The organism is Wolbachia endosymbiont (group B) of Horisme vitalbata (assembly GCF_964028625.1).
Taxonomy (GTDB): domain Bacteria; phylum Pseudomonadota; class Alphaproteobacteria; order Rickettsiales; family Anaplasmataceae; genus Wolbachia.
In genome coordinates this window covers 401,977-427,345 of the sequence record NZ_OZ034797.1, presented here as the reverse complement: position 1 = coordinate 427,345, position 25,369 = coordinate 401,977, and the positions used below count along the sequence as shown (strand labels likewise).

Genomic DNA, 25,369 nt, shown 5'->3' with positions numbered 1-25,369 from the left:
GACTAAATAAGTCTGCCCTTCACTTTTTAGTGTTAGGTTACTTAAGCTTATTATAGAAGCTGTCTCAAAGTATCCGTTCAGATGCATGACTAATGTGTAAATATCGAAGCAAAAGTGGTGTCATCCCAGTGCTTGACACTGGGATCCAGTTTTCTTTACCAAAAGTGTTTCATTCTATAACGCAAAATCCATACTTACCAAACCGAATGCATTACTTGCAATCTCGATCCCAATGTCAAGCACTGGGATGACAGAAAAAGGAGCACTGCCATCATATTGGATAACACCATTTATTTCTATAGCTGTCTTTTCTATCTTATTTTGCCACCCTACTGAACGAATACCTTACGAGAAGTTACTAAGGATTTTTATTTAGTCTGACTGCATCCTTTACCTTATCTAACAACCCATTAATAAAGCCAATTTTGTTTGGAGCATCAAGTAAATCAGATGCAATGTTAGTATATTCATTAATAACAATTGGTGCTGGTGTATCAAAATCAATTAACTCACATACTGCAACACGCAAAATAGATAAGCTTATAAGATTTAATCGTGAAAGTGACCAGCTTGGGTGTAAATAAGACTCTATTATTTTATCATATTCTTCACTGCTTTTTATAACCTTACATAACAAGTTTTCTAAGAACTGATGTTCAAATTCTTCACATTCAAATATATCTTTCAACGTACTTATGTAGTCCTTAAGTTCACAATTTTCCAATTTAAAAGTGCTTTTGTTGTAACCTACGAAAATATTTGAGTAAGCAACTTGTACAACAAAAAATCTTGCCGTACTTCTTTTTATGCGCCACTTTTTATCTACTGGTTTTTCCTCCATTATTTTAATTTATTGTGTAGATCTATCATATGCAAAACAGTTGAGGCTGCATGGCCACCAACGTTCTTTTTATTTTTGTCAGCTCTAATTAGTGCTTTATCTTTACTATCTGCTGTGATTATTCCCATACCAAGAGGTATTGCATGATGCATAACAATTGCATTTAAGCCTTCGATTACTCCTTTACAAACGTATTTATAATGATCAGTTTCACCACGAATTACACATCCAAGAGCTAAATAACCATCATAATTAGTATTCTTGCCTTTGACCGCAAAAAGAATTGCAGCTGGTATCTCAAACGTACCAGGCGCTTTAATTATCTCGTAACCAATATTATTTCCTTTGAATTTATCAGTTGCACCCTCAAGCAAAAGGTTTGCTATTTCAGTATAATAAACTGAATTAACTATTAGTATTTTCGACATTCATTCCTACTTTTCTTGTTAAAAGCAACTTTATTAATGATTGTTGAACCAGAGTTATAATATTACTAAATATCCAATATATTACCAGGCCGGCAGGAAAAGAAGAAAAAATAAAGACAGAAATGTAAGGTAAAAACTTCATAACATTTACTTGAATATCATCTTTACTGGTTTGATCTTTCTCACTTAGCTTCTGCTGAATTATCATGGTAGCGCCGAAAATTATAGGTAAAATGCCTATAGAAATAGGAAAGTTATAATTAAACAACCCAAATAATGTAAAAATGTTTGTTGGATCAGAAGCTGAAAGATCCTTAATCCATAAATAAAAAGGGGCGTGTCTCATCTCTATAGTAACAAATAATACTTTATACAGAGCAAAAAATACTGGTATTTGTATGAGCATAGGGAAAATGCTCGACATTGGATTTACATTGTTTCTCTTGAACAACGCAATTGTCTCTTTGTGCTGCTTTAAGCTGTCATTTTTGTACAACTCTTTTATACGAGTTAATTCAGGCTGCAGGCTTTTCACCTTGAACATCGAAATATATGATCTATTAGACAAGGGAAGCATCAAAAGTTTGATTACTAAAGTTAGCAATAATATTGCTAAGCCAAAATTTTTCAAAACAAAGTTAAAATATTCAAGCAGTAAAAACACTGGCTTGGTTATAAAATAAAGTACACCAAAATCTACAGCCTTATCAAATAAAGGTATATTAAGAGTGTCTTTATAAGAATCAAGTAAATTCAACTTCTTTGCCCCAGCAAAAAAGTAGTTCAGAGTAGAAACACTTGCACCAGGGAGTATGTGTTTGTAAGGTTTAACAAAATCTACTTGAAACTTATCAATGTTATTAACATTCGTATGCTTAATACTTACATTTATTTGATCAGATTTTTCAGGTATGATAGCTGTAAACCAATATTTATCAGCAAAACCAAACCAACTTTTTTCACTTGTGCTGGCCTTTATTAAACGTTTCTTGGAAATATCCTTATATGTCCACTCCTCTAGTTTATTGTTAAATGCACCTAGTACTCCTTCATGTGATATCCAATAGGATTCGTTAATATTATCACGTTTACGATTGATTTTACCATAGGGAACCAAAACTACATTATCTTTTGTATTGTTTTCAATAATTTGCTCAACTTTAAACATGTAGTTATCGTCAAGGCTAATTTTCATTCTAAATAAAATGCCATTTTCATTATCCCAAAATAAATTGACCTCTTTTTGATTGAGTTTATCTGCTTGCCATACTGTTTTAGAATCTGGAACTTTAATCTTTTCATTCGGATCGAGCCACCCAAATTCTGCGAAATATACATCTTTTGATTCTGCAGGTGACAGTAACACCACTTGTGGAGAAGAAGAACTCGGTTCTAAGTGGTAGTTAGTTAAGATTAAGTCATCAAACCTTGCACCTTTCAGAGAAATTGATCCTTCAAGCATGTTATTGGTTAAATTAACTCTCTGTTCTCTAGTAGAATTAATAATTTCAGAACGATTTTGGTATATCATAGGAGCAAGGTCGTTAGAAGATTCGATATGTTCAATATTTTCAATCGATGGTTGGCTTTGGCTCGTGTTAAGAAAATTATCATAAATAATATGCCATAATACTATAATCAATATAGAAAGAATTGTTGCTAAAATTAAATTTTTTGCTTCTGACATGAAATTAAATCGAACATACCTCCTTAAAGTATATATTAAATATTGTACTAAAACAATAAAATTTACTTATTTTTAATAATAGCTTTTAACGCTAATCTTAAAAATTTACTCTTATGGCTTCAAATTTTAATAATATGAATGCAGCAAAAAATCTAGTTATTTGGCTACTGATAATAGTCATTACTGCAATGTTTATTGATTCACAAGGGGATAAACTAAGCAATAGGTTTCTGAGCACTTTTCTACCGTACAAAGGAAGGGTTCAAAATGGCGGAAGTATTGAATTTACAAAGTCATACGATGGACACTTTTATATTCAAGCTCAAGTCAATGATCGTAATATAACGTTTTTGCTTGATACCGGAGCAACTGATATTGTTCTATCGCAAAAAGATGCGTTACATGCTGGTATTAACTTACAAAACATTCAAGACTTTAAAATATATGAAACTGCAAAAGGTCAAATAAAAGCTGGAGTGGTTCAAATACCTCAAGTTAAAATAGGAAATTTTTTAATTAATGATGTGCACGCTAGTGTTAATACTCACTCTATGTCCCATTCATTACTTGGTATGAGCTTTTTGAGATATTTTCATTTCACTATTAGGGATAACAAGCTAATATTATATCGTAGTTAAACGTTCTATACTCTACTTATCAACGCTCTGCAGGTCAATATAGGAGCAGAGATAAATATTGCGGAACAGGTGCCGATTGCAATGCCAAAAGAAATGATTAAGCAGAAGTCTCTGACCACACCTGTACAAATCAGCACTAAAGGAAGAGCGGCAAGAAGAGTAGTACCTGAAGTTAACATAGTGCGAAATAGCGTCGAATTAATGCTGGCATCAACTACTTCACCTATTTTTGCATTTTTTCCACTTTTTTGATACTCTCGAATCCGATCATATATAACCACTGAGTTATTGATTGAGTAGCCAATTACGGTAAGGAGAGCTGCAACTGATGAAATATTAAACTCAATACTCGTTAAACTGATAAAGCCAAGAGTTAAAATCACATCATGGATCAGTGCCATTATTCCACCAAGTCCACACTGCCAGTTAAATCTAAGCCAAACATAAAAAAATATTCCAATAATTGCAATTAACATGGCTGATATCCCTTCAAATATCTGCGTTGAGCCTATTTGTGGACCAACATAATCTATTTTGCGATAAGTTACTAAATTACCTAATTTGCTCTCTAATATACTTTTAACCTTTTTAATTTTATCTTCATCTCCCTCATCTTTAAACCGCACAACTAAGTTATCACCAGCTTTTGAACTATGTATCGTAAATCCACTCTCTTTTAATATACCGAGAATAGCATCATCCTTGCTTGAAGATTTTATCTCTATCAAAATTCCACCTGTAAAGTCTATACCCAAATTCATTCCTCGCAGCATAAAAGTAAGCATTGAAAAAATGATAAGAATAACGCTAACAAGTGCTGTCAAATTTCTATATTTACTAAATTTTATATCAAGATTATCTGGAATAAGTCTAATTGCCATATTTCCTACTTAAATTGTGATTTTATATACTTTTTAAGCAATCGACTAGCTATTTTCTCTTAGCTTATACTAATAATGATCTTTGATTTACTTAATCTACTTGAAAAAGATATTTGATCAAAAAAATGAAAACAGCCTGGTTGTCATTAATAAAGTGCTACTTAAACATCTTTTTTAATCGATTGATTTCATCAGCAAATTTTGGGTCAGTTCTTATGAAATTTTCCACTTGTTTGACTGCGTGTATAACAGTAGCATGATCTCTACCACCAAAATTTCTTCCAATATCTGGTAAACTTTTTTGCGTAAACTTCTTTGCGAAATACATAGCTATTTGTCTCGGCCTCGCAAGACTGCGGAGCCTTCTATTAGATTGCATATCTGCAATCTTTATATTGAAAAATTCAGCTATTTTTTTCTGTATTTCTTCTATTGTGATTGACCTATGATTTGACCTAAGAAGATCAATTAGGGTCTCACTAGCTGATTCTACTGTCATGCTTCTTCCAATTAAAGAGGTATGAGCAACCTTATTTAATGCTCCTTCTAGTTCTCTTATATTGGATTTTATATTCCTTGCCAAAAATTCTAGGACATCCTTGGGAACATACATATTCATTCGTTCCACTTTCGCCTGCAATATACCAAGTCTTAATTCAAAAGTTGTTTCATTAATATCTGCAACTAATCCCCAACCAAGTCGTGATTTTATTCTTTCTTCTACTCCATCAAGATCACTAGGAGACCTATCAGCTGATATAACCAATTGTTTATTTTGGTCTATCAATGCATTGAAAGTGTGAAAAAATTCTTCTTGTGTACTATCTTTACCACTGATAAATTGCACATCATCTACCATCAATACATCTACTGATCTAAATTGCTCTTTAAATAACATAATATCTTTGCTCCGCAGCGCCGTAATATATTGATACATAAATTTCTCTGCTGATAAATATACCACTTTTCTTTTTGCTGACGGAGAATTGACTATGTCCCAAGCTATAGCATGCATTAAATGTGTTTTACCAAGTCCCACTCCACCATATAGAAATAAAGGGTTGCTTCCTGATATTGGATCTATAGATTCCGCTACACGCTTTGCCGCTGTAAATGCTAACTCATTTGACTTTCCTACCACAAAATTATCAAAAGTGAATCTGGTATCTAGTGGTGAACCAAGATTATGATTATTTTCCTCTCTATTTTTTAGTATCGTATTAGAATTTGAATTTCTTTCTTCAATTAATTGAATATCAATAGAACATACACTTTGATCTTCGCTTTGCCATAATGACAATATTTTTTCCATGTAGTGAACTGTAATCCACTCCTTTATAAATCTTGTTGGTACAGACAACAAAACTTCTCCATTTCTGTTGCTGATAAATCTTAGTGAACTCAGCCAGCTGTTATATGTTGCTTCTCCATAGAGATTATGGAGATAATTTTGGATTTTTTCCCAAGTAACATTGTGGTCCGTTACTGTAATAATCTGATCAAAAAACATAGTAGAAACCTTAGGGTTAGTTAAGTTCATATACCACACCAAGAAAGAACAATAATCAGAAAGATGCAAGATAATCAATAGCTTACTGTAAGATAAAAAGCTAACACTGCTTAATACATATCTAAAATTATGAGGATTTTTTGACGAGTTGTAAAGAGTATAAAAGCACTAAAATTGATCATTTTTTTGAAATAAAAACAATCAATTTGTAAATGTCGCTTGTACCGAGGATTAGAAGTATGTTATTAAAAAATAGTAATATATTATGTATAAATAAGATATTAAATTTACTGATAAATAAGTAAAGTACTTGTATAAATATAGCTGATTTAGTATAAATTTATTGAAGTAAATTTGTGATTATATTAAGTAATTTGAGTCATAATACTGTATTCGGTATTGAACTGGAGTTTTACACTGAGGGAATAAAAAAAGAATATTTATTTCTGAATAGCATCAAAAATAAAATAGCTTCTCTTGGATTTTTTTGTGAGAAAGAGAGTTCTTTAAACCAATACGAGATAAAAAGTGATTGTTATACGAGTCCTGATAATTTAATTATGCATTTTGAGTTAGTAAAAAAATTACTGATTGGAACAGCACAAGAGTTCGATGGTAATGTTTCTTTTAAAGCAAAACCTTATTTGGATAGAGCAGGCAGCGCACTAAATGTACATGTTAGCCTCATGGATTCAAATAATAATAACTTATTTTATGGCAATAAGCAAAAATATAGTGACCACCTGATTCACAGCATAGGTGGATTATGTGCAATGATGAAAAAACATATGTTGTTTTTTGCTCCAAATGATGATTCATATTTAAGATTTCAGTACCCAGATATTCATACTCCAACTACGATTAGTTGGGGAGTGAATAACAGAACTGCTGCGATAAGAATTCCCTATTTTGGCAACGATTCCAAAAGATGCCGCCTAGAGCACCGTGTTCCTGGAGCAGATTGTAACCTTGAAAAAGTACTCACAGCAATAATTGAAGGTATAGTTTTTGGTATAGAGAACAAAATTGCTCCGCCAAATAGAGTGTATGGCATTGCATCTGATCCTCAATATAAGATGGAGAGTTTGATATAGCAACTACCTGTTAAACCCTAACCCATTAAACTCCTTTGAGGTAATTGGCCATTCTAGCACTTTCCTCACATCATTATTTACATTCCCATACTGTAATAGCAAGTCTGCAGCAGATAGTTTCTGCGTACTTTTAGATGATCCAAGCCCTATATTGGTAAGGTTGCTCGGTGGCTGCTCAGGAAGTGGATTACCAAGTGCATCCATGTGTTTAGGTAAAGGTTCCATAACAATATTTGTAGCACTAGAAACGAAATGACTATCTTTAGTATCAGCACTTTTAGAAAGTGAATTACCTTTGAAATCCATATGTTTAGGTAGTCCATTTTTCATTTCTTCTTCTGCCCTTTTATTTTTTAATTCTTCTTCTAGCTCAGTTTCAGTTCTTTTTGGTTCTTTTACGGTATCTTTTTCTTCACCTTCATCAACACTGCTATACCCTTCATCTTCTGACATATCATCAGTTTTAACAGACTTAGCTCCTGCTTTATTAAGCAATGAAAGTAATGCGTAAGTAACTGCAGCAGCAGTAACTATAATGGCTATCTTTGCAGCAATGTGAATCACTGTTAAAAATACTAAAGTTGATGAAACACCAACCAACCCAGATATGATCACTTTATTCTTGCCTTCTATCACACTTAAAACTGCTACCATAATAATCCCTCAAATACCATACTAAAGTCATATTATATAGAAATTTTCTTACGCTTGCAAAACTGTAAAAATTTTAATCATTTACATAAAGCTATATGAGGATTAATTAATATATAATTTATCTTAGCTATAATATGATATAAATACGTATAATGTTTGGCATGAAAAGCTTACTTGTAGAGAGGAATAGAACAGTAATATTATTGCTTATCGTGATTTTTACCTTCGGCTCATACACTTATATAAAGATGCCAAGAGAAAGCAATCCTGATATACAGATTCCTATAATTAGTGTATTTGTCGGGTTTCCTGGTATTTCTGTCGAGGATAGTGAAAAGCTATTAGTGCTTCCTATAGAAAATGAACTAAGATCCATCGAAGGTGTAAAAGAATTGAGAGCTTTTGCAACTAATGATGGTGCTCACATGATAATCGAATTTAGAACAGAGTATAATAATAAAGAAGTGCTCGATAATGTCCGTTCAAAGCTTTTAAACATAAAATCAAAATTACCTATTGAAGCAGAATCTCCGATAATCAATGAAATAGACTTGAGCTTATTTCCGATACTAAACGTTGGCTTGATTGGTAATTTGCCGGAAAGAACTTTAACTGAAATAGCACGCAAACTAAAGAAAGAAATAGAATCTCTGCCAAATGTTCTTAAAGTTGCAGTAGCAGGTATGCGTAAAGAAACAGTGGAAGTTATAATTGAGCCCACAGTTCTAACAAAATATAACATTCAATCAAATGAGATATTTCAAGCTATATCAAACAACAACAGATTGGTAGGAGCCGGATCACTAGAAAATGATACCGGTAAATATTCGATTAAAATATCAGGGTTATTAAAAGACATAGAAGATATTATGAATATTCCTATTAGATCTCAAAGTGATGCAGTTTTGAGAATCAAAGATATAGCAAAAGTATACCTTGGGTTTGAGGATCACCAAGGATTTGCTCGTATTAATGGACTACCTAGCATTGTACTAGAAATTTCAAAACGTAATGGAAAAAACATAATAGACACGGTAAATCAAGTAAAATACTTAATGGACAAAGCAAAAGATCAATTACCTGAAAATTTAAAAGTAGTTTATTTGAATGACCAGTCAAAAAATGTACGTGATGTGCTTGACGACTTGGAAAATGGTATAATATTTGCCGTATTACTAATATTAACCATAATAATGCTCTTTATGGGAACAAGGGCTGCTATTCTTGTTGCACTATCAATACCTGGCTCCTTTCTAATAGGAATAATGGCTCTTTACCTCATGGGTATTACTCTAAATATAGTTGTGCTCTTCAGTTTAATTATGGCAGTTGGCATGCTGGTTGATGATGCAATTGTAATCAGCGAATATGCTGATAGAAAGATGATTTGTGGCATGGATAAAGTAGAAGCCTTTTGCACCTCAGTTCATGATATGTTTTATCCAGTTTTATCATCAACATTGACTAAATTAGCAGTGTTTTTCCCTCTGTTACTCTGGCCCGATACAGTCGGTAAATTTATGCAGTACATACCAATTACAATAATTCTAACTTTAACTGGATCGCTAATTATGGCTTTGGTTTTTATACCAACACTTGGTGCAATATTTGGTAAACCTTCCATAACTTCAAAAAAAGAAATAATAAGAATGAGTGCTATAGAAAGTGGTGAGATAAAAAATACTGGGCTTATAATAAGAACTTATGTACGTATGTTAGAGAAAGTCTTAGATCACCCCAAAAAATTTGTATGTGTTGTTGTGTTTGTTTTATTTTTGTCTAGTATATTATATTTTACTTTTGGTCCTGGATTAAAGTTCTTTCCGAATGTAGATTCAGATAACATTTTAATCAGCGTTAAAGTAAAAGAAAGCTTATCAGCCAAAGAACGAGATTTGATACTTAAGAAAGTAGAAGAACGTATTTTGGGTGTTGAAAAGGAAATTTATGTTTTTTATGCTCGATCAGGAAAATTTTCAGACAACGTTATTGCCAAAATTCAATTGGAACTTGTAGATTGGCGCTGCAGGCGCAAAGCTACGCAAATACTAAATGATATAAGGAGTAGTGTACAAAACATAAAAGGAGTAATAATTGATGTACAGGAACAAAAGTCAGGACCATCAGCTGACAAGCCAATACAAATTAACTTAAGCGGAAGTGCATCCAACTTGAATTCAGTAGCAGAGAAAATCCTAAAAATTATGGACCAACCTTCATCTGGATTTATAAATATTCAAGATAGTAGATCAGCACCTGAAATAGAGTGGAATATGAGTATTGATAAGAGTAAGGCTACAAGCTCTGGAGTAAGTGTTGCAACCATCGGTGATTTTATAAAGATGGTTACAAATGGAGTATTAATTGGAAAATATAGACCAAATAACGCAGATGAAGAAATTGATATTGTACTACGCTTTCCCAGAAAGAATCGCAACATGAAAACTATAGATAACCTTTTTATTAATACAGCAAATGGACCATATTCTATGAGTAGCATAGTGAAATACGTTCCCGAAAAAAAGGCAAATAAACTAAGTAGGATTGATGGATCACGCACAGTAACAATCTCTGCTGACGTTGATACTGGCTATCTTGTTGATGAAAGAGTTAAGTTCATTCAAAATTCGATTACTCAAGACTGTAGTAAAGGAGTAAAGATTGATTTCAAAGGTGATAAGGAAGATCAACAAAAATCAGGAGCATTTTTATTAAAGGCTTTTATATTAGCAATTACATTGATGATATTGGTGCTAGTGGCACAGTTTAACAACATATACTATACATTTATCGTAATGACAGCAGTGTTTTTATCAACGACATGTGTATTTTTCATTTTCTTTCTTATTCAGAAAGTTTTTGTAGTTGTCATGTGTGGAGTGGGGATAATTGCTTTAGCAGGAATTATAGTGAATAATAATATACTATTGCTTGATGCCTTTCATCAGCAAATTAAGGTGCGCAAAAATAACATTAAGCAATGTATAATAAACGCTTCAATTTCTCGCATCAGGCCAATACTACTTACCGTTGCAACTACAGTTCTTGGTTTAATACCGATGATTACTAGGTTAAATATCAGTTTTTTTACGCTACAAATCACATATGATGCTCCATCAAGCCAGTGGTGGGTTGATATTTCAGCAACCATAGCAAGTGGAATATTGGCTGCAACGGTCTTAACTTTACTCTTTACTCCGGCGTTGCTTGTCATACAAAGACATGAAAAAACTTGACTTAAATTAGCAATCATTTAACATTTAAGATAGCGTTCTTTACCTGTTGAAGCTATAATTATAACTAATTAAATTGGATTTATTTATATGATTGCTAATCGTAAAAGCAGTGTTAAGCAGAAAAGCAACAAGAATAACATAGTTGGGAGCCTTGATGTAATAAAAACAGCGGGAGAGCTCTCACTTCAAAAAGGTTTGGATTTTAATATTATAATAAATGCACTTAAAAGTGCTATCGAAGCAGTAGCTCAACAAAAGTATGGTAGCAAAAGTAAAATTGTAGTTAATATAGATAGAAACACAGGCAAAGTTACCTCATATAGACAACTAAAAGTCATTAATGATGAATCAAATGAAAATGAGTGTGACTTAATTAAGTTGACACAAGCTAAGTTAATAAAAGAAGATGCAAAAGTTGGAGATACTATTAGTGAGTTGATTTCTCTTAACACTGATCTTGTTTCAGCAAGAATTGCCCAGCAAAAGATTTCTGAAATAATCAAAAATGAAGAGTTAAAAAAGCAATATGAGGAATTTAAAGATAAGGTAGGAGAAATGAGGTATGGCATCGTTAAACAAGTAGAATATTCAGATCTTATTATAGACATAAACGGAATTGGAGCATACCTCCCTTTACGAAACTTAATTGGTGGTGAGTCATTTCGTGAAGGCGATAAGGTTAAAGCTTACATACAGGCTGTTAAGCGCTCTGACGATGGACGTCAAATCATTCTTTCTAGGACTCATGAAGGCTTTTTAGAGGCATTGTTGAATCAAGAAGTACCAGAAGTTGCTGACGGATTGATAACAATTAAAGGTATAGCTAGAGACGCTGGTTCAAGATCTAAAGTTGCTGTTTTTTCATCTGATAAGAATATCGATCCAGTAGGTGCTTGCGTTGGAGTTAAAGGAGATAGAATAAAAACTATTATACACGAATTAAACGGTGAAAAAATCGACGTCATACATTACTCATCAGATTTGGGTCAATTTGTTATTAAAGCCATTACTCCTGCAGAAGTATCAAAGGTCATTATTGACGAAAATGAAAATTGTATAGAGTTAATAGTTGCTGAAGATCAATTGAGTTTAGCTATAGGAAAAAAGGGTCAGAATGTAAGATTAGCTTCAGAGCTTGTTGGATGGAAAATTGAGATATTAAGCACTCAGCAAGAATCAGAAAGAAGAAACAAAGAATTTAGTCAATGTTCAGTTTTATTTGCTGAAGCTTTAAACTTAGAAGAGATTATGGGCCAATTATTGGTAACAGAAGGTTTTTCAAGTGTAGAAGATATATCTAACACTTCAATTAAGGAACTTGCTTCAATAGAGGGCTTCAATGAAGATATTGCAAATGAACTTCATAATAGAGCAAATAATTACCTGAAAGCAGAGAATGATAGAAAAATAGAAGAGCTAAAAAATTTAGGTATGGAAGACGATGTAATCAACTTAGCCTTATCAATAGATAATAAAATTGCTCTTAGTAAACATAATATTAAAACTTTAGAGGACATAGCAGATTTATCAAATTATGAGTTTTGTAGCATACTCTCTTCCTCAACTAATAATAAAGACAATCTAAAAGATACAGCAGATTTAATAATCATAGAAGCACGTAAAAAGCTTGGATTAATATAAAAACAATATGAATAATGAAGATATCAGTAATAAAAAATTAACCCTACAAGGCTTAAGCAAGCTTAAATTAGACATTAATTTAAACTCTTTAGATAGTCAAAGTACTGGTACTACAATAGTAAAAAAAAGAAGAAAAATTCATTCTGCAGAAGAATATAGTTTATTTGACGAGAGTAAATTAGGCTCTTTAACTGAAAAAGAACAAATTTCCCGCATTAATGCTGTACAGAATGCTACTTTGCTGAAAGAAAGGAATCAGAGAGAACAAGAAGAGAAAATAAAAAAAGAAGAAAGCAATCAAGAAGCTGAAGATAAAAATGAATCACACTCTGTACCTAAAGAAATAAATAAGGAAGTTTTAAGTAATACTAACTCAGTTGAACAAAAAGAAGATAGTATTGAATATGAGAACAATGATAAAAAGTCTTTTAAAGCTAGCAAAGATATATACTCTAAGCATTCTAAGCTAGTAATTACACAGGCAATAGATGAAAGAAATGAACACCTCCCTGTATTTAAGAAAAAATTTGGTATAAGAAGTAAACAATCAAAGTTTACTAAGGGTAAAAATATAGCAAGAGAAGTTATTATACCAGACAAAATAACTATCAGGGAGTTATCTATTCGTATGGCAGAAGATAGCAAGAGTGTGCTAAAAATGCTCAAAGAAGAAGTTGGGGAGAGCTATAGAGTAGATGATCTAGTAGATCCAGATATAGCATGCGAAATAGCAAAAAAATTTAATCATACGGCTAAACGAGTAAGTGATGCTGATAAAGAAAAGAATTTACTCTTCATAAGCAACAGAGAAAACTTACCTAAAAGACCAAAACCACCTATCGTTACTTTTATGGGACATGTGGATCATGGTAAAACATCATTGCTTGATGCATTTCGTGAATCCAATGTTGCAGAAAGAGAGTCAGGTGGCATCACTCAACATATAGGTGCTTATCAATTAACGACAAAAAATAAGCAAAAAATTACTTTCATTGATACACCAGGGCATGAGGCGTTTACTGCAATGCGTGCACGTGGTGCCAATATTACTAATATAGTTGTGATAGTAGTTGCAGCTGATGATGGAATCATGAAACAAACAGTTGAAGCAATAAACCATGCAAAAGCAGCAAATGTCTCTATTATAGTTGCCATTAATAAAATTGATAAATCACAACCTGGCGATGTAGAAAGAATAATTAATAGTTTGCCTCAGTATGACCTCATCCCCGAAGAACTTGGTGGTGATGTTATAATTGTGCCAGTATCAGCAAAAAAGAAAATCAACTTAGATAAACTAGAAGAGGCAATTTTATTCATTGCTGAATTAATGACGCTAGAAGGAATAGAGGATTGTCGAGCACTTGGATGGGTAATAGAGTCCAAAATAGATAAAGCTAAAGGAATATCAGCTACGTTAATAGTTGAAGAAGGGACATTAAAGATTGGTGACATATTGGTAGTTGGTACAACATACAGCAAAGTACGCAGTATGGTTAATCACCTTGGTCAAAGAGAAAAAGCGGCACTACCTTCTACTCCAGTTGAAGTTACTGGTTTAAATGGTGTACCAAATGCTGGAGATAAATTTGTTGTTGTAAACTCTGAAAGGCAGGCTCGTGAAATTGTTGAATACAGGTTAGAATTAATCAAGAAAAAGCAAGAAGATTTAGACGACAGTAATTTAGATATATTCAGTCGTAATGATAGTGAAACAGAAGAACTATCTGTAGTTTTAAAGTGCGATGTCACTGGTTCTATTGAAGCAATATCAAGCTCAATTGATAAGCTTGGTAAAGAGCAAGTGAAATTAAATATTCTACACAAAGCAGTAGGAGGAGTAACAGATTCAGATGTGCTGCTTGCAGAAGCATCAAGCGCAGTAATTTTAGCTTTTAATGTAAAAGTGGATTCAAAAATAAGAGAATTAGCAAAACAAAAAGGTATAGAAATACATACTTACAATATAATATATGAGCTTATTGAAGACATGAGGATGTATCTAACTAAAATGTTAAAGCCTGTTACACGAGAGGTTCGTGTTGGTTCTGCATCTGTAAGGCAAATATTTAATGCATCCAAAGCCGGTAATATAATCGGATGTTATGTCACTGATGGAGTTATAAAAAAAGATTCTTTAATTAAGGTAGTACGTGGCAGCAAATTGGTGCATGAAGGAAAGTTAAAAGCACTACGTAGATTTAAAGATGATGTTAAAGAAGTGGGTGTAAATTTTGAATGCGGAATATCGCTAGAGGGTAATATCGATATTAAAGTTGGAGACATTTTGGAAGCTTATCAATTAGTGCAAGAAGAAAGGACGTTATAGTAGTTGAATATGAAAAAGGAAATTAGAAACCTAAAAGTAGCATCGGTATTACACAGGGCAATATCAAAAGTCTTAATGGAAGGTAATGTTCTTAATGAAAAAGTAGTAGTATCTGATGTAAAGCTAAGCAAAGATTTGAAGAAAGCAGATGTATATATTGTGTTATCTTCATTAAACATCCAAAATGATAATGATGATATCAGCACTGTTGTTAATGAAATGAACCAATCTGCATGGTCAATACGTAAATCTATATTGTGTTATGTTGATTTGCGATTTATACCTGAGTTAGTTTTTAAGCCTGATTTAGCATTCGATAATTTTGTCAATGTAAGCAAAATATTACATAATCACACTTAATTAATGTATTTCAACCATTATTTCTCATTAATGAGAATACACAGTTTAACAGGTTTATGGCTTGTGCTATTTTCTAGCTTAAGCGGCATTCTTTTAGCCTCAACTTCTCTATCGTATCAGGCTCTTTTTCTCCTTGTTTTGTTTACTATAGGTGCATTTTTAATGAGACCTGCAGGGTGCATAATCAATGATATCTTCGATAGAGAAATAGATGCGCACGTTGAACGAACAAAATATAGGCCACTTGCAAGTGGTGCATTAAACATAAAGCAGGCTTTGGCTTTACTTTCACTGTTACTGTCTATTGCCCTGGTAATCTTATTATTAACCAATAAAACTACTCTTATACTTGGAATAATTTCAATGTGCATGATAGTTATCTATCCCTTGCTAAAGCGTTACGTTTGGTGGCCACAATTGTTTTTAGGGTTTACTTTCAACATGGGATCACTCATGGGTTCAGCAGCAATAACAAACCAGATTAGCATAGAATCCTTGCTATTTTATATAGGATGCGTCTTTTGGACGCTTAGTTATGATACTATATACGCTCATCAAGATAAAAAAGATGATGAGAAATTAGGAATGAAATCTACTGCATTATATTTTGGCAATACAACAAAATCTTGGTTGAAAAGATTTTATTTAATATCCTTAATGGCATGGTTGTACGCTGGTATACTATCATCATTAAATAACATCTTTTATATTGCTTTACTTGCCATAGGATTCATATTTCACCACCAACACAAAAATTTCAATCCAGACGATTCTAATCAATGCATGTCCATATTTAAAAATAATTCCCAGATAGGACTCCTGCTCTTTTTCGGTATCCTTTTAGATAGAATTCTAAATTCTACTTTTGTATCCGTTCAGATGCATGGCTAATGTGTAAATATCGAAGCAAAAATGGTGTCATTCCAGTGTCAAGTACTGGGATGACAGAGAAAGCATCATATTGAAATGACACCATTTATTTCTATGGCTGTCTTTTCTATCTTATTTTGTCACCCTGCTGAACGGATTCTACTTTTTAGAACATATCTTGAAAGGAAATCAGGAAGATAATATGATAGGATCAGTAAAAAATATATCCAGGTGATGTAAGCGACAAAGAATGGAAATTTCTTGAGCCAAGAGTTGCACAAGGTGTGGCCAAGAAAGCACAAAATAAGAACAATTATTAATGTTATACAATACATAATGAAAGGTATTTGCCAGTAGAGCAAAAGATTTTCCTCTATGGAAGACAGTGTATGATTATTTTTTTAGGTGGCGTAATAGTCACACATTGCTTGAATGCATACAAAATAAAGGCTGGTGTGCCCATTGATGTTATAAGATCAAATTACCAACCTTTTACTAGATGAAATCAAAAAGCTAAGGAATTAAGCCTTACCTTGATTTATTAAACCTCTATCCTGAATTAAATGACCTTGAACAGAAGTATTACTTAAATAACTTTGAGGCTCTAAGAACCTGTCTTGAAAGGAGTTAATTGGCTAATTTAGTAAGCATAGAAGTAATCATATTAAATAAGATATTGTTTTTTGAAGTAAGAGGAGAATGTTCGTAATCCTTGCTCATGCGTCTAAAATTGGAAAGCCAGGCAAAGGTTCGTTCTACAATCCAACGTTTAGGAATAACTTGAAATCCTGTATCAACCAATTTCTTGGTAATCGTTAGCAAACATCCAGTTTCCAACAAACATCGATTTTGTAATTTACCTTTATACCCTTGATCAGCAAAAAACCTACGTAATGTTGGAGCTTTGCATTTAGCTTGAACAAAAAGATTGGTAGCACCATCACGGTCCTGAATGCTTGCGCTGTGTACTTCTGCAGTAATTACAAGACCTAGTGTATCTACAATAATATGACGTTTTCTACCCTTTATTTTTTTACCGGCATCATATCCTCTTGATCCCCTTTTTGAGTCGTTTTCACTGATTGACTGTCAATTATACCTACTGAAGGTGTTTCATTTTTGCCAACCATTTTTCTTACCTCTTTTACTAGCATGTCATGTATTTTTTTCAATTTTCCATTATTACGCCACCTGAGAAAATAGTCATACACCGTTTTCCATGGAGGAAAATCTTTTGGTAGCATTCTCCACTGGCAACCACCCCTCATTATGTACCTTATTGCATTAATAATTGTTCTTATGTTATGTTTTCTTGGTCGTCCTATCGCTCCTTGTGCAACATAGGGCTCTAAAATTTCCCATTCCTTGTCACTTATATCACTTGGATACAACTTACCCTCCTATTTTTTGCTTACCTCATCATACTCTTTTCTTCATTACCTTTCAAGACAGGTTCTTAGCATTAACATTGGCTCCTTTCTCTATAAGCTTTTCTGCTGTACCTAAGCAACCATTAAAAAAAGCAGCATAGTGCAGAGGGACATTGTCATATTTATTCTTCTCATTAACATTAGCCCCTTTCTCTATAAGCTTTTCTACTATACTGACATTCTGATTAAGAGCAGCCCAGTGCAGAGGAGTAGCGCCATGATTATTCTTAGCATTAATATCAGCTCCTCTCTCTATAAGCTTTTCTACTACCTGTAATTTATCTGCAAGAACAGCTAAATGTAGAGGAGTATTGCCTCTATTGTCCCTGGCATTAACATCATCCCCTTTATTGATAAGATCCGCAACTTGATTAGCATCTCCACTACGTACAGCAGCAAATAATTCATTAATCATTTAACCCTCGATAAAAACCACTCAATTTCAAAGTAAGAAAAAAATCTTTTTCTGAATAAAACAGCTACCTCATAATATAAAGAAAAATATTTTCACTATCATATTTATTATACATAAAAAATTAATAGCTCAATATACTTTTCATAAAATACTCCATCTCTAAAACTTGTCAATCCCTATTTAGAAGTTTTTTTGATAATCTTTAATGAAAGTTCTTAACGAATTAATACTGACTTAATAGTATACATTACTAAAAATTTAAATAAAACAACCATTCCCAACAACTAAAACCGGCTAGTGAGAGAAGAGTTCGTTTTGGGATGGATTGGTCTGTTGCTGGAACTCAAGAACTGCTGCAAAAGGAAAGCCCCAGTTTTTATGGTAATTATGATATTAAAAAATCACGTTTAAAAATACTTTATAGAAGTGAGAAACACCTCTTTTTGTTTTTGCAGCAGGTCTCCATGTATCCCTCTTTAATTAAGAGACTGACTAGCTCCTTGAGTTTGTTCAGTGCTTGAAAACTCAATATTACTATTTATACCTTTGTTTTGAATCATTTCTGCAAATACCCTTACTTTAAGCTTAGGCACATGCCTTTCTTTCACATCTTCAAAATCTAAACAATTAATCAAAGTTACTCCCGTTTCTTGTTGAATATAACTATAATCATTATTATGAAACATAAGAGAGTTTTTTATGCCAGCAAATGACATTTTTTGAAAATCTCCTTTATAATTTTCTGATAAAACATCAATCAATGGTCTATGGTTATGAAGGAAAATTTCTTTTTTTACTTCATCAGCCTTATTAATTAAAATATGTGCATATTCTGGATATAGCTTTTTTAAATTCTCTTCATTATCAAATTCATTACGTACGTTTTCATTTTGCTCCCATATGCCAGCCATTTTATTAACGTCATTTTCCCTCAAAAAGTCATATAGTGACTTATTTCTTTCTTTAATCTTTTTAACTTCTTCTTCACAATTTTTAAGATGCTGTAAATAATTGTTATACCTCTCGGTTGAAGTGGTTATAAATTCATTTTTCTTTTGTAAATTTTCCTCACTTACATATAAGCCAGCAACTTCTAGTCTTGCTATGTGATTTAGTATAACCTCACAAATATCTGTAAAGCGCATTTCAGTAGCCCAATGCAAAGGAGTTTTTTTATTCTTATCTTTTGCATTAATATCTGCTCCTAAGTCTATTAGAACTTTTATTATATTTCTAAATTCTCCATAGTAAGAAATAATAGAAGCAAACAAAGGAGTCCATCCACATCTGTCTACTGAATTCACATCAGCTCCAGCTTCTATTAGAACTTTTACTTCCTCTGTAGATAATCTGTGAGCAGCATGATGCAAAGGAGTTCGTTCATCCTTATCTTTTGCATTAACATCTACTTTGTTATCTTTTATTAACCTTATGAATTCCTCGGAATTTAGTTCTCCAGATGCATTATCAAGATTTTTATATAATTCTCGTTGTTCTATTTGTTTCATAAATTACTCATTTATATATTAATATTTGATATTAATATATTTTATCATAAATGTCAATTTTTTACTATTCAGTCAAACTTGCTATAAGTTTACTCGATTCTTCTTTACTATTCCTAAATAAATTATTATTAATTTAATATATCTTCTTGTTAAGAATTTAAACGATATATCTACTTTCAGCAACAAAAACCAGCAAATGTGAGAAGTGTTTGTTTTTGGATCTTATGGTCTACCACTCAATACATACAAACTTTTCTTTATATTAATTTATTTTTTGATTTGACACACTTTTTTGAATGTTTTCTCAACATTTCATTACCTTCTCTCTTTCTCCATTTCCTGGCTCAATATTTACACATGACATTTTTCTTTGAGGATGCCTTGATAGTGATTTATACCCAGAAGGTCCTGGCTGTGATTTTGATAAATCTTCTATTGCCTCAAATTTTCTCTTTCTCTCTTGATAAGATTCATCTACTTCTTGACGGGTACTGGAAGGGAAAAGGTTTGACTGCACTGTATCAAGCATTTCCTTACTATTATAGTTTATCACAGCTTCAAGACACATCCTTTTGAACTCCTCAGAAGAATATTCATGGCTCTCAATTATATGGGAAGAAAGCATTTTATGATTATAAGCTGCTAACATTGCATATTGTTCTTTTGGTGATCCTGCTTTATCTAATAGAAATTCTAACACTTCAATATCAACTTCAGCAGCAGCTTCTCTAAATGCTTCATAATTATTGGCCGCCAACATTGCATGTCGTTTTTCTGGCGATCCTACTTTATCTAATAGAAATTCTAATACTTTAATGTCAACATGAACAGTATTTACCCTAAACGCTTCATAATTATTAGCCGCCAACATTGCATGTCGTTTTTCTGGAGATCCTGCTTTATCCAATAGTAGCTCCAACACTTCAATATTACCTTCACTGGCAGCTATTCTGAGTGCTTGACAAGCATTAGCCACCAACATTGCATATTGTTCTTCTGGCAATCCTGCTCTATCCAATAAAAACTCCAATGCTTTAATATTACTTTCAGCAGCAGCTTCTCTAAATGCTTCATAATTATTAGCCACCAACATTGTATGTCGTTCTTCTGGCAATTCTACTCTATCCAGCAGTAGTTTCAACACTTCAATATTACCATTACCGGTAGCAGCTACTCTAAATACTTCATAATTATTAGCTGCCAATATTTTACTCTGTACATCTAGTAATTTCGCTTTATCCAATAGAAACTCCAACGTTTTAATATTACCACTGTCAGCAGCTGCCCTAAATGCTTCATAATTCTCCACTGCTAACATTGCATGTTGTTCTTCTAGTGATCCTGCTCTATCCAGGAGCAACTTCGACACTTTAATATTACCTTCACTGATAGCTTCCCAAAACGCTTCGTAATTATTAGCCGCTAACATTTCACACTGTAAATCTAGTAGTTTCGCTCTGTCCAATAGAAACTCCAACGTTTCAATATCACCATCATCATCTGCAGCTACTCTAAACGCTTCATAATTATTAGCCGCCAACATTTCACGCTGTACATTTGATGATTCTGTTCTATTCAATAAGAGTTTCAGTACTTCAGTGTGCCCTGCATAAGCAGCTACTCTAAATGCTTCATAATTATTAGCTGCCAACATTTTATACTGTACATCTAGTAATTTTGCTTTGTCCAATAGAAGCTCCAATACTTTAATATTACTTTCAACAGCAGCTTCTCTAAATGCTTCATAATTCTTCACTGCTAACATTGTATGTAGTTCTTCTGGTAATTCTACTCTATTCAGCAGCAGCTCTAATACTTCAGCATTATCATTACCGGCAGCTTCTCTAAATACTTCATAATCATTAACTGCCAACATTTTACACTGTAAATCTAGTAGTTTCGCTCTGTCCAATAGAAATTTCAACGTTTCAATATTACCTTCAGTAGCAGCTTCCCTAAATGCTTTATAATTAGCAGCCGCTATTAACATTTTATATTGAATATTTTTCTGTGATTGTGTGTTTCTGTTCATAAATTACCTCTAACCTATAGATACATTATGCAGCATAAATACTTAATAGTTCTTAACATTACTGTACTTACATTTTTGAGTACTATAAATGCTTATATTTTTTTTGTATACTTCTGCGATTTTTGCTTTCTTTAGGAAAATTTCTATTGCACTTTTATTATAAGATAAGCATAAACTTTTCTTACCATAATTCTTCTTTTCCATTTTTTAATGAATTAGTATTACATATTGCTAAAAATTTAAACAATATAACCATTTCCAGCAAACAACATTAGCTAGTGAGAGAAGAATTTGTTTTGGGATCTTGGTCTACCACTTGTTCTACGCGAATTTATATCAATTTATTACTTTATTTCTCTGTTTTTTTGAAATTCCCCTCATGAAATTAAATAGCTTACTGTAAAATTATAGTCTTAAGTCCTTGTTTGCAGGTTGTACAGAGACGCTGTTAAATGAAGATATAGGTGACCTATGAGTTAAGTTAACTGTGCTTTTATCTTCAAATTGCAATGCTTCACTTATATTTTTTAATTTTCTTTTTTTAGGTAGTGTATGTTCATCAAATGTCTCTAGGTTTCTTTTATGTGATTGTGTTTTTAAGTCTGGAGCTAAGTGCATATCTTCAAGATAATAAATAATTTCTTCTGAGTTAGAATATACAATAACATAGTCCAAAGGACTCATATTTTTTTCATCTTGTCTATCTATACTAGCTCCTTTCTCTATAAGGTATTCAACAATATCTAACTGACCATGCATAACAGCAAAGTGCAAAGGACTCTCACCTTCTTTGCTACGTAGATTTATATTAGCTCTTTTCTCTACAAGATATTTCACAATATCCAATCTACCATATATAACAGCAAAGTGCAAAGGACGCATGTTATTTTTATCCTTTATATTTATACTAGCTCCTTCCTCTACAAGGTATTTAATAATATCTAAGTGACCATATATAGCAGCAAAGTGCAAAGGACACATACTATCTTTGTTTAATGATTTTATTATAGCCCCTTGCGCTACAAGGTATTTAGCAATATCTAAGTGACCATATACGGCAGCAAAGTGCAAAGGATTCATACCTTTTGTGTTATTTAGATTTACATCACCCCCTTTCCTTACAAGATGCTGAACAGTACCTAAGTGACCATGTATGATAGCATAATCTAAAGAAGTAAAATTCTTTTCATCAATAGCATTAATAACTTTACTTAATTTATCAGGATATATTTTCTCTAATATCAGCTTAATAACCTTTTCATTACCATCTTTGGCTAGCAAATGTAAGATAGTACCTCCATCATAAATAGAATCAATAAATTCATTAACTAATCTACTATATTTACTTGCATGACTCCAAACAGACTTAACGTGATTTGGATTCGTAAGGCAAAATGATGTCATCATTTCTCTTAAAGTTTCTTCTTCTATTCCTGTTCGTTCTTTCTCTACTCTTACTGTTTTTTGTATCCCTTTATGAACTCTTGCTATTGACTCCTCTAGCTCAATCACTGAAAACTTATTGAGTAGATTAAGAGCATCCAAAACTTGTTGCTTACCTTTTTCTGATTTCTTCTGGAGGAAAATTTCTTCTATATCAATTTGATTGGGATCCAAGTAAGCCATATATGATACAATATCATGCGATTGCTGCCCAACATTTTTTTCTCTTCTTATTTTATTAAGGTTAAGCTTCAAAGTTGTAAATAATTCTTTGGTGATACCTAATGCTTCCAAAAGATCAGGATTTGATTTTTGTATTGCTTCATTATAGCGTTTTAGATATTCGCTAATACTAATCTTTTCTTGTTTTATATATGCTGCTCCTTGCACCAAAGCTAATGGTAGATAATTCAACGCTTCTGCTAACTCTACTAGATAGCGATTCTCTAATTTATCTTTCATCCCTAAGGCCCTTTCAATAAATGTTATAGCTTCTCCTAGAGAAAATCCATCATTCAACTGTGTCTTTTCTATTTCTTTTTCCCAATTCTTGCTACGAGAAGTAATTAAAACGTAAGGCTTTTCTCCATGAAAAAACAAATTAGGAAAATAGGATGGTAAAAATTTTTCGATCTCCTTATACTTACTGGTGTTATCAAAGATGAAAAGACTTTTTACGTCTCGAAAATACTGGTATACATCCTGGACAATAGATTCTATTTCTCTATCTCGAACAACATTAAAATCCATATCATTATCATTTTCTGTAGGAATTTCTAATTCTTTAGCTAAATTACGAAATGAATTGAAAAGAGTGTCATATGTTTTAGCATTTATCCATATAACTTTTGTCCAAATATTACTCTCCTTACTATATGCGTAGCTTCTAGCTAATTCACTTTTTCCTGTTCCATATTCTCCATTAATCAAGACCATTCGTGACAGTTCTACTTCTTGATTTTTACTATCTAACTTCTTTTTTAATTCGTCTAACATCACTTCTCTTTTTATAAAGAATTTTGGTAAATAGCCCAAATTAAAGGAAAATGTATTTTTACCTTCTTTTTCATGAAGTATTCGTAAATTTCTGATTTCTTCACGCAGTTCTTGTATATCCTTTTTTTTTGCTGAATCGTTTTCATTGATCTCTTTTAATATACTACTAGCCAATCCTTTCTTTTTTTCCTCATCTAAAATACGCACATACTCTCTTTTTTTAGATGTTGCACTAAGTACATATTTTTGTTCTAACTCTTCCCAATTTTCTAATTCCCACGTAAAGGGAAGCCGATAGCCGTATTTTTCAGCAAAGTCATGCTCCTTCAATTGATAATACTTAATAATCTCACCCTCTGCTTTCTCTATTCCCACCTTTTCATATAACTCTGAAGTCATCAACATTTCACCACTTTGTTTATCTTTTACTTGATGTCCAGTACGTGTAGTAAACGGGTACTTTCTTTTTGATTTACCTAAAATAACACCTTTAGTTATGTGAAGATTGGGAAATTCTCCTTTCTCGTTGCAAGATGTAGTGTAATTTATTACTCTGGATACAGTATCCATTGCTAACTTCTCAATCCCCCTATTACAAGACAACTGATTAGTATCCACAATTTTAGTGAATTGCTTCTCAAAACTTTGAAAAATTTCCAAGCCAGCTTCTATTAAAATCTTTCTTAAGTTACCTTCTGAAGGCGCAACTATTGTAGAAAATATTTTTGCTTTTTTCCTATGTTGGTTTGTAGAAACAAAACTCACACACTCCATAACTTGAGAAGTACCTACTTTCTCCACACTTGGTGGAATATAATTACCCACAGTTGATACAACCTTAGCTACTACTTTACCTGTTTTACGTACTTTTGAACCTGGTTTTGCTTCTTTAGAACATTCAGATAGTTTTTCCTCGAATTCTTTAACAAAAGTCTTAACAAAAAAAGTTGCTTTTTTCACTATTTCATCACTTGTAATGCTTATACAGCTAAACATTTCTTCATCATCAGTCGATGTACTACTGCTGCCTATAGATGAAGATCTTGTTACTCTAGGGCTCTCCTGACTTCGTCCACACTGAAGTTCTTCACTAGATAATATATTTTCATAATCAACTATTGCTGATCCAGCATCTACATAATCCATTTGATTATCTGCTACTTGTTCTCCTATATTTTCTTTACCTAACATAAAGCCGCCTATATTTTAATATTCATATTTTGATTGTTTTGTCGTAAACCTCTTTTCTGAAGATTGATTTCAACATTTGATTCTTATGCAGCTGTACCAAACCAATTTGCTGTAGAAACCTTACGGTAATCCTAAGTAACTTTAATTGCTGAGTAACAGTGTGCTTTTCTTTTGACTTCTGACTA

The 25,369-nt window shown here is 32.5% G+C and carries 18 protein-coding genes; 7 read left to right on the top strand and 11 right to left on the bottom strand.

The features are described 5' to 3' along the window. Nucleotides 1-358: 358 nt before the first annotated feature. From nusB to yidC, 3 genes are read right to left on the bottom strand one after another with little or no spacing between them, the layout of a single operon-like run. Nucleotides 359-841 (bottom strand): transcription antitermination factor NusB, encoded by a 483-nt coding sequence (nusB, locus tag ABWU56_RS02190; RefSeq protein ID WP_064085381.1) that lies wholly within the window; start codon nucleotides 839-841, stop codon nucleotides 359-361. After that, the gene (locus ABWU56_RS02185) at nucleotides 841-1,269 is read right to left on the bottom strand and encodes a 6,7-dimethyl-8-ribityllumazine synthase (protein ID WP_007302797.1); all 429 of its coding nucleotides are present in this window, start codon (nucleotides 1,267-1,269) and stop codon (nucleotides 841-843) included. The genes nusB and ABWU56_RS02185 overlap by 1 nt, the downstream gene beginning before the upstream one ends. Next, nucleotides 1,247-2,956 (bottom strand): membrane protein insertase YidC, encoded by a 1,710-nt coding sequence (gene yidC / locus ABWU56_RS02180; RefSeq protein ID WP_007302796.1) that lies wholly within the window; start codon nucleotides 2,954-2,956, stop codon nucleotides 1,247-1,249. Before yidC ends, ABWU56_RS02185 begins: the two co-directional genes overlap by 23 nt. A gap of 113 nt (nucleotides 2,957-3,069) precedes the next feature. Here yidC and ABWU56_RS02175 point away from each other — a divergent pair, with 113 nt between their 5' ends. Further along, nucleotides 3,070-3,594, top strand: coding sequence for a TIGR02281 family clan AA aspartic protease (locus ABWU56_RS02175; protein WP_010401102.1), 525 nt, complete (start codon nucleotides 3,070-3,072; stop codon nucleotides 3,592-3,594). Between the two features lie 5 nt (nucleotides 3,595-3,599). On the opposite strand, the gene secF is transcribed toward ABWU56_RS02175, so the two are convergent. Continuing rightward, nucleotides 3,600-4,475, bottom strand: coding sequence for a protein translocase subunit SecF (gene secF, locus ABWU56_RS02170; RefSeq protein WP_353281725.1), 876 nt, complete (start codon nucleotides 4,473-4,475; stop codon nucleotides 3,600-3,602). 157 nt (nucleotides 4,476-4,632) lie between these two features. Then, the gene (gene dnaA / locus ABWU56_RS02165; RefSeq protein ID WP_012481713.1) at nucleotides 4,633-6,015 is read right to left on the bottom strand and encodes a chromosomal replication initiator protein DnaA; all 1,383 of its coding nucleotides are present in this window, start codon (nucleotides 6,013-6,015) and stop codon (nucleotides 4,633-4,635) included. Nucleotides 6,016-6,341: 326 nt separating this feature from the next. Between dnaA and ABWU56_RS02160 the strand changes: the two genes are divergently transcribed. Next, complete coding sequence (locus ABWU56_RS02160) at nucleotides 6,342-7,079, top strand: glutamine synthetase (RefSeq protein ID WP_007302792.1); 738 nt, start codon at nucleotides 6,342-6,344, stop codon at nucleotides 7,077-7,079. A gap of 3 nt (nucleotides 7,080-7,082) precedes the next feature. Here ABWU56_RS02160 and ABWU56_RS02155 read toward each other — a convergent pair whose 3' ends face one another. After that, a complete protein-coding gene (locus ABWU56_RS02155) occupies nucleotides 7,083-7,733 on the bottom strand; it encodes a hypothetical protein (protein WP_265041625.1) in 651 nt (216 codons plus the stop codon). Between the two features lie 161 nt (nucleotides 7,734-7,894). Here ABWU56_RS02155 and ABWU56_RS02150 point away from each other — a divergent pair, with 161 nt between their 5' ends. From ABWU56_RS02150 to ubiA, 5 genes are all read left to right on the top strand, one after another. After that, complete coding sequence (locus ABWU56_RS02150; RefSeq protein ID WP_353281723.1) at nucleotides 7,895-10,969, top strand: efflux RND transporter permease subunit; 3,075 nt, start codon at nucleotides 7,895-7,897, stop codon at nucleotides 10,967-10,969. Between the two features lie 87 nt (nucleotides 10,970-11,056). Then, a complete protein-coding gene (gene nusA / locus ABWU56_RS02145; protein ID WP_010407241.1) occupies nucleotides 11,057-12,610 on the top strand; it encodes a transcription termination factor NusA in 1,554 nt (517 codons plus the stop codon). Nucleotides 12,611-12,617: 7 nt separating this feature from the next. Then, nucleotides 12,618-14,939: a translation initiation factor IF-2 gene (gene infB, locus ABWU56_RS02140; protein ID WP_353281721.1), complete on the top strand. Its 2,322-nt coding sequence runs from the start codon at nucleotides 12,618-12,620 to the stop codon at nucleotides 14,937-14,939. Nucleotides 14,940-14,948: 9 nt separating this feature from the next. Beyond that, nucleotides 14,949-15,299, top strand: coding sequence for a ribosome-binding factor A (locus tag ABWU56_RS02135; RefSeq protein WP_006015187.1), 351 nt, complete (start codon nucleotides 14,949-14,951; stop codon nucleotides 15,297-15,299). Nucleotides 15,300-15,302: 3 nt separating this feature from the next. Beyond that, nucleotides 15,303-16,190, top strand: coding sequence for a 4-hydroxybenzoate octaprenyltransferase (gene ubiA / locus ABWU56_RS02130; protein ID WP_007302787.1), 888 nt, complete (start codon nucleotides 15,303-15,305; stop codon nucleotides 16,188-16,190). A gap of 606 nt (nucleotides 16,191-16,796) precedes the next feature. On the opposite strand, the gene ABWU56_RS02125 is transcribed toward ubiA, so the two are convergent. The 5 genes from ABWU56_RS02125 to ABWU56_RS02105 form a co-directional block, all read right to left on the bottom strand. Next, a protein-coding gene (locus ABWU56_RS02125; protein ID WP_353281091.1) for an IS5 family transposase occupies nucleotides 16,797-17,560 on the bottom strand; the annotation gives its coding sequence in 2 pieces (ribosomal slippage) (nucleotides 16,797-17,206 and nucleotides 17,206-17,560; 765 coding nt in all). Nucleotides 17,561-17,612: 52 nt separating this feature from the next. After that, nucleotides 17,613-18,014 (bottom strand): ankyrin repeat domain-containing protein, encoded by a 402-nt coding sequence (locus ABWU56_RS02120; RefSeq protein ID WP_353281719.1) that lies wholly within the window; start codon nucleotides 18,012-18,014, stop codon nucleotides 17,613-17,615. 476 nt (nucleotides 18,015-18,490) lie between these two features. Continuing rightward, nucleotides 18,491-19,522 carry an ankyrin repeat domain-containing protein gene (locus ABWU56_RS02115; protein WP_353281718.1) on the bottom strand — a complete coding sequence of 344 codons (1,032 nt, stop codon included), beginning with the start codon at nucleotides 19,520-19,522 and terminating at the stop codon, nucleotides 18,491-18,493. Between the two features lie 304 nt (nucleotides 19,523-19,826). Next, the gene (locus tag ABWU56_RS02110) at nucleotides 19,827-21,554 is read right to left on the bottom strand and encodes a hypothetical protein (RefSeq protein WP_353281716.1); all 1,728 of its coding nucleotides are present in this window, start codon (nucleotides 21,552-21,554) and stop codon (nucleotides 19,827-19,829) included. 405 nt (nucleotides 21,555-21,959) lie between these two features. Next, complete coding sequence (locus ABWU56_RS02105) at nucleotides 21,960-25,184, bottom strand: ankyrin repeat domain-containing protein (protein ID WP_353281714.1); 3,225 nt, start codon at nucleotides 25,182-25,184, stop codon at nucleotides 21,960-21,962. Between the last annotated feature and the right edge of the window lie 185 nt (nucleotides 25,185-25,369).

What these genes read in the sequence shown, in the direction of transcription:
- nusB (WP_064085381.1), bottom strand. Translation starts at nt 841, where the DNA reads ATGGAGGAAAAACCAGTAGATAAAAAGTGGCGCATAAAAAGAAGTACG.
- ABWU56_RS02185 (WP_007302797.1), bottom strand. Translation starts at nt 1,269, where the DNA reads ATGTCGAAAATACTAATAGTTAATTCAGTTTATTATACTGAAATAGCA.
- yidC (WP_007302796.1), bottom strand. Translation starts at nt 2,956, where the DNA reads ATGTCAGAAGCAAAAAATTTAATTTTAGCAACAATTCTTTCTATATTG.
- ABWU56_RS02175 (WP_010401102.1), top strand. Translation starts at nt 3,070, where the DNA reads ATGGCTTCAAATTTTAATAATATGAATGCAGCAAAAAATCTAGTTATT.
- secF (WP_353281725.1), bottom strand. Translation starts at nt 4,475, where the DNA reads ATGGCAATTAGACTTATTCCAGATAATCTTGATATAAAATTTAGTAAA.
- dnaA (WP_012481713.1), bottom strand. Translation starts at nt 6,015, where the DNA reads ATGAACTTAACTAACCCTAAGGTTTCTACTATGTTTTTTGATCAGATT.
- ABWU56_RS02155 (WP_265041625.1), bottom strand. Translation starts at nt 7,733, where the DNA reads ATGGTAGCAGTTTTAAGTGTGATAGAAGGCAAGAATAAAGTGATCATA.
- ABWU56_RS02150 (WP_353281723.1), top strand. Translation starts at nt 7,895, where the DNA reads ATGAAAAGCTTACTTGTAGAGAGGAATAGAACAGTAATATTATTGCTT.
- nusA (WP_010407241.1), top strand. Translation starts at nt 11,057, where the DNA reads ATGATTGCTAATCGTAAAAGCAGTGTTAAGCAGAAAAGCAACAAGAAT.
- infB (WP_353281721.1), top strand. Translation starts at nt 12,618, where the DNA reads ATGAATAATGAAGATATCAGTAATAAAAAATTAACCCTACAAGGCTTA.
- ABWU56_RS02135 (WP_006015187.1), top strand. Translation starts at nt 14,949, where the DNA reads ATGAAAAAGGAAATTAGAAACCTAAAAGTAGCATCGGTATTACACAGG.
- ubiA (WP_007302787.1), top strand. Translation starts at nt 15,303, where the DNA reads ATGTATTTCAACCATTATTTCTCATTAATGAGAATACACAGTTTAACA.
- ABWU56_RS02120 (WP_353281719.1), bottom strand. Translation starts at nt 18,014, where the DNA reads ATGATTAATGAATTATTTGCTGCTGTACGTAGTGGAGATGCTAATCAA.
- ABWU56_RS02115 (WP_353281718.1), bottom strand. Translation starts at nt 19,522, where the DNA reads ATGAAACAAATAGAACAACGAGAATTATATAAAAATCTTGATAATGCA.
- ABWU56_RS02110 (WP_353281716.1), bottom strand. Translation starts at nt 21,554, where the DNA reads ATGAACAGAAACACACAATCACAGAAAAATATTCAATATAAAATGTTA.
- ABWU56_RS02105 (WP_353281714.1), bottom strand. Translation starts at nt 25,184, where the DNA reads ATGTTAGGTAAAGAAAATATAGGAGAACAAGTAGCAGATAATCAAATG.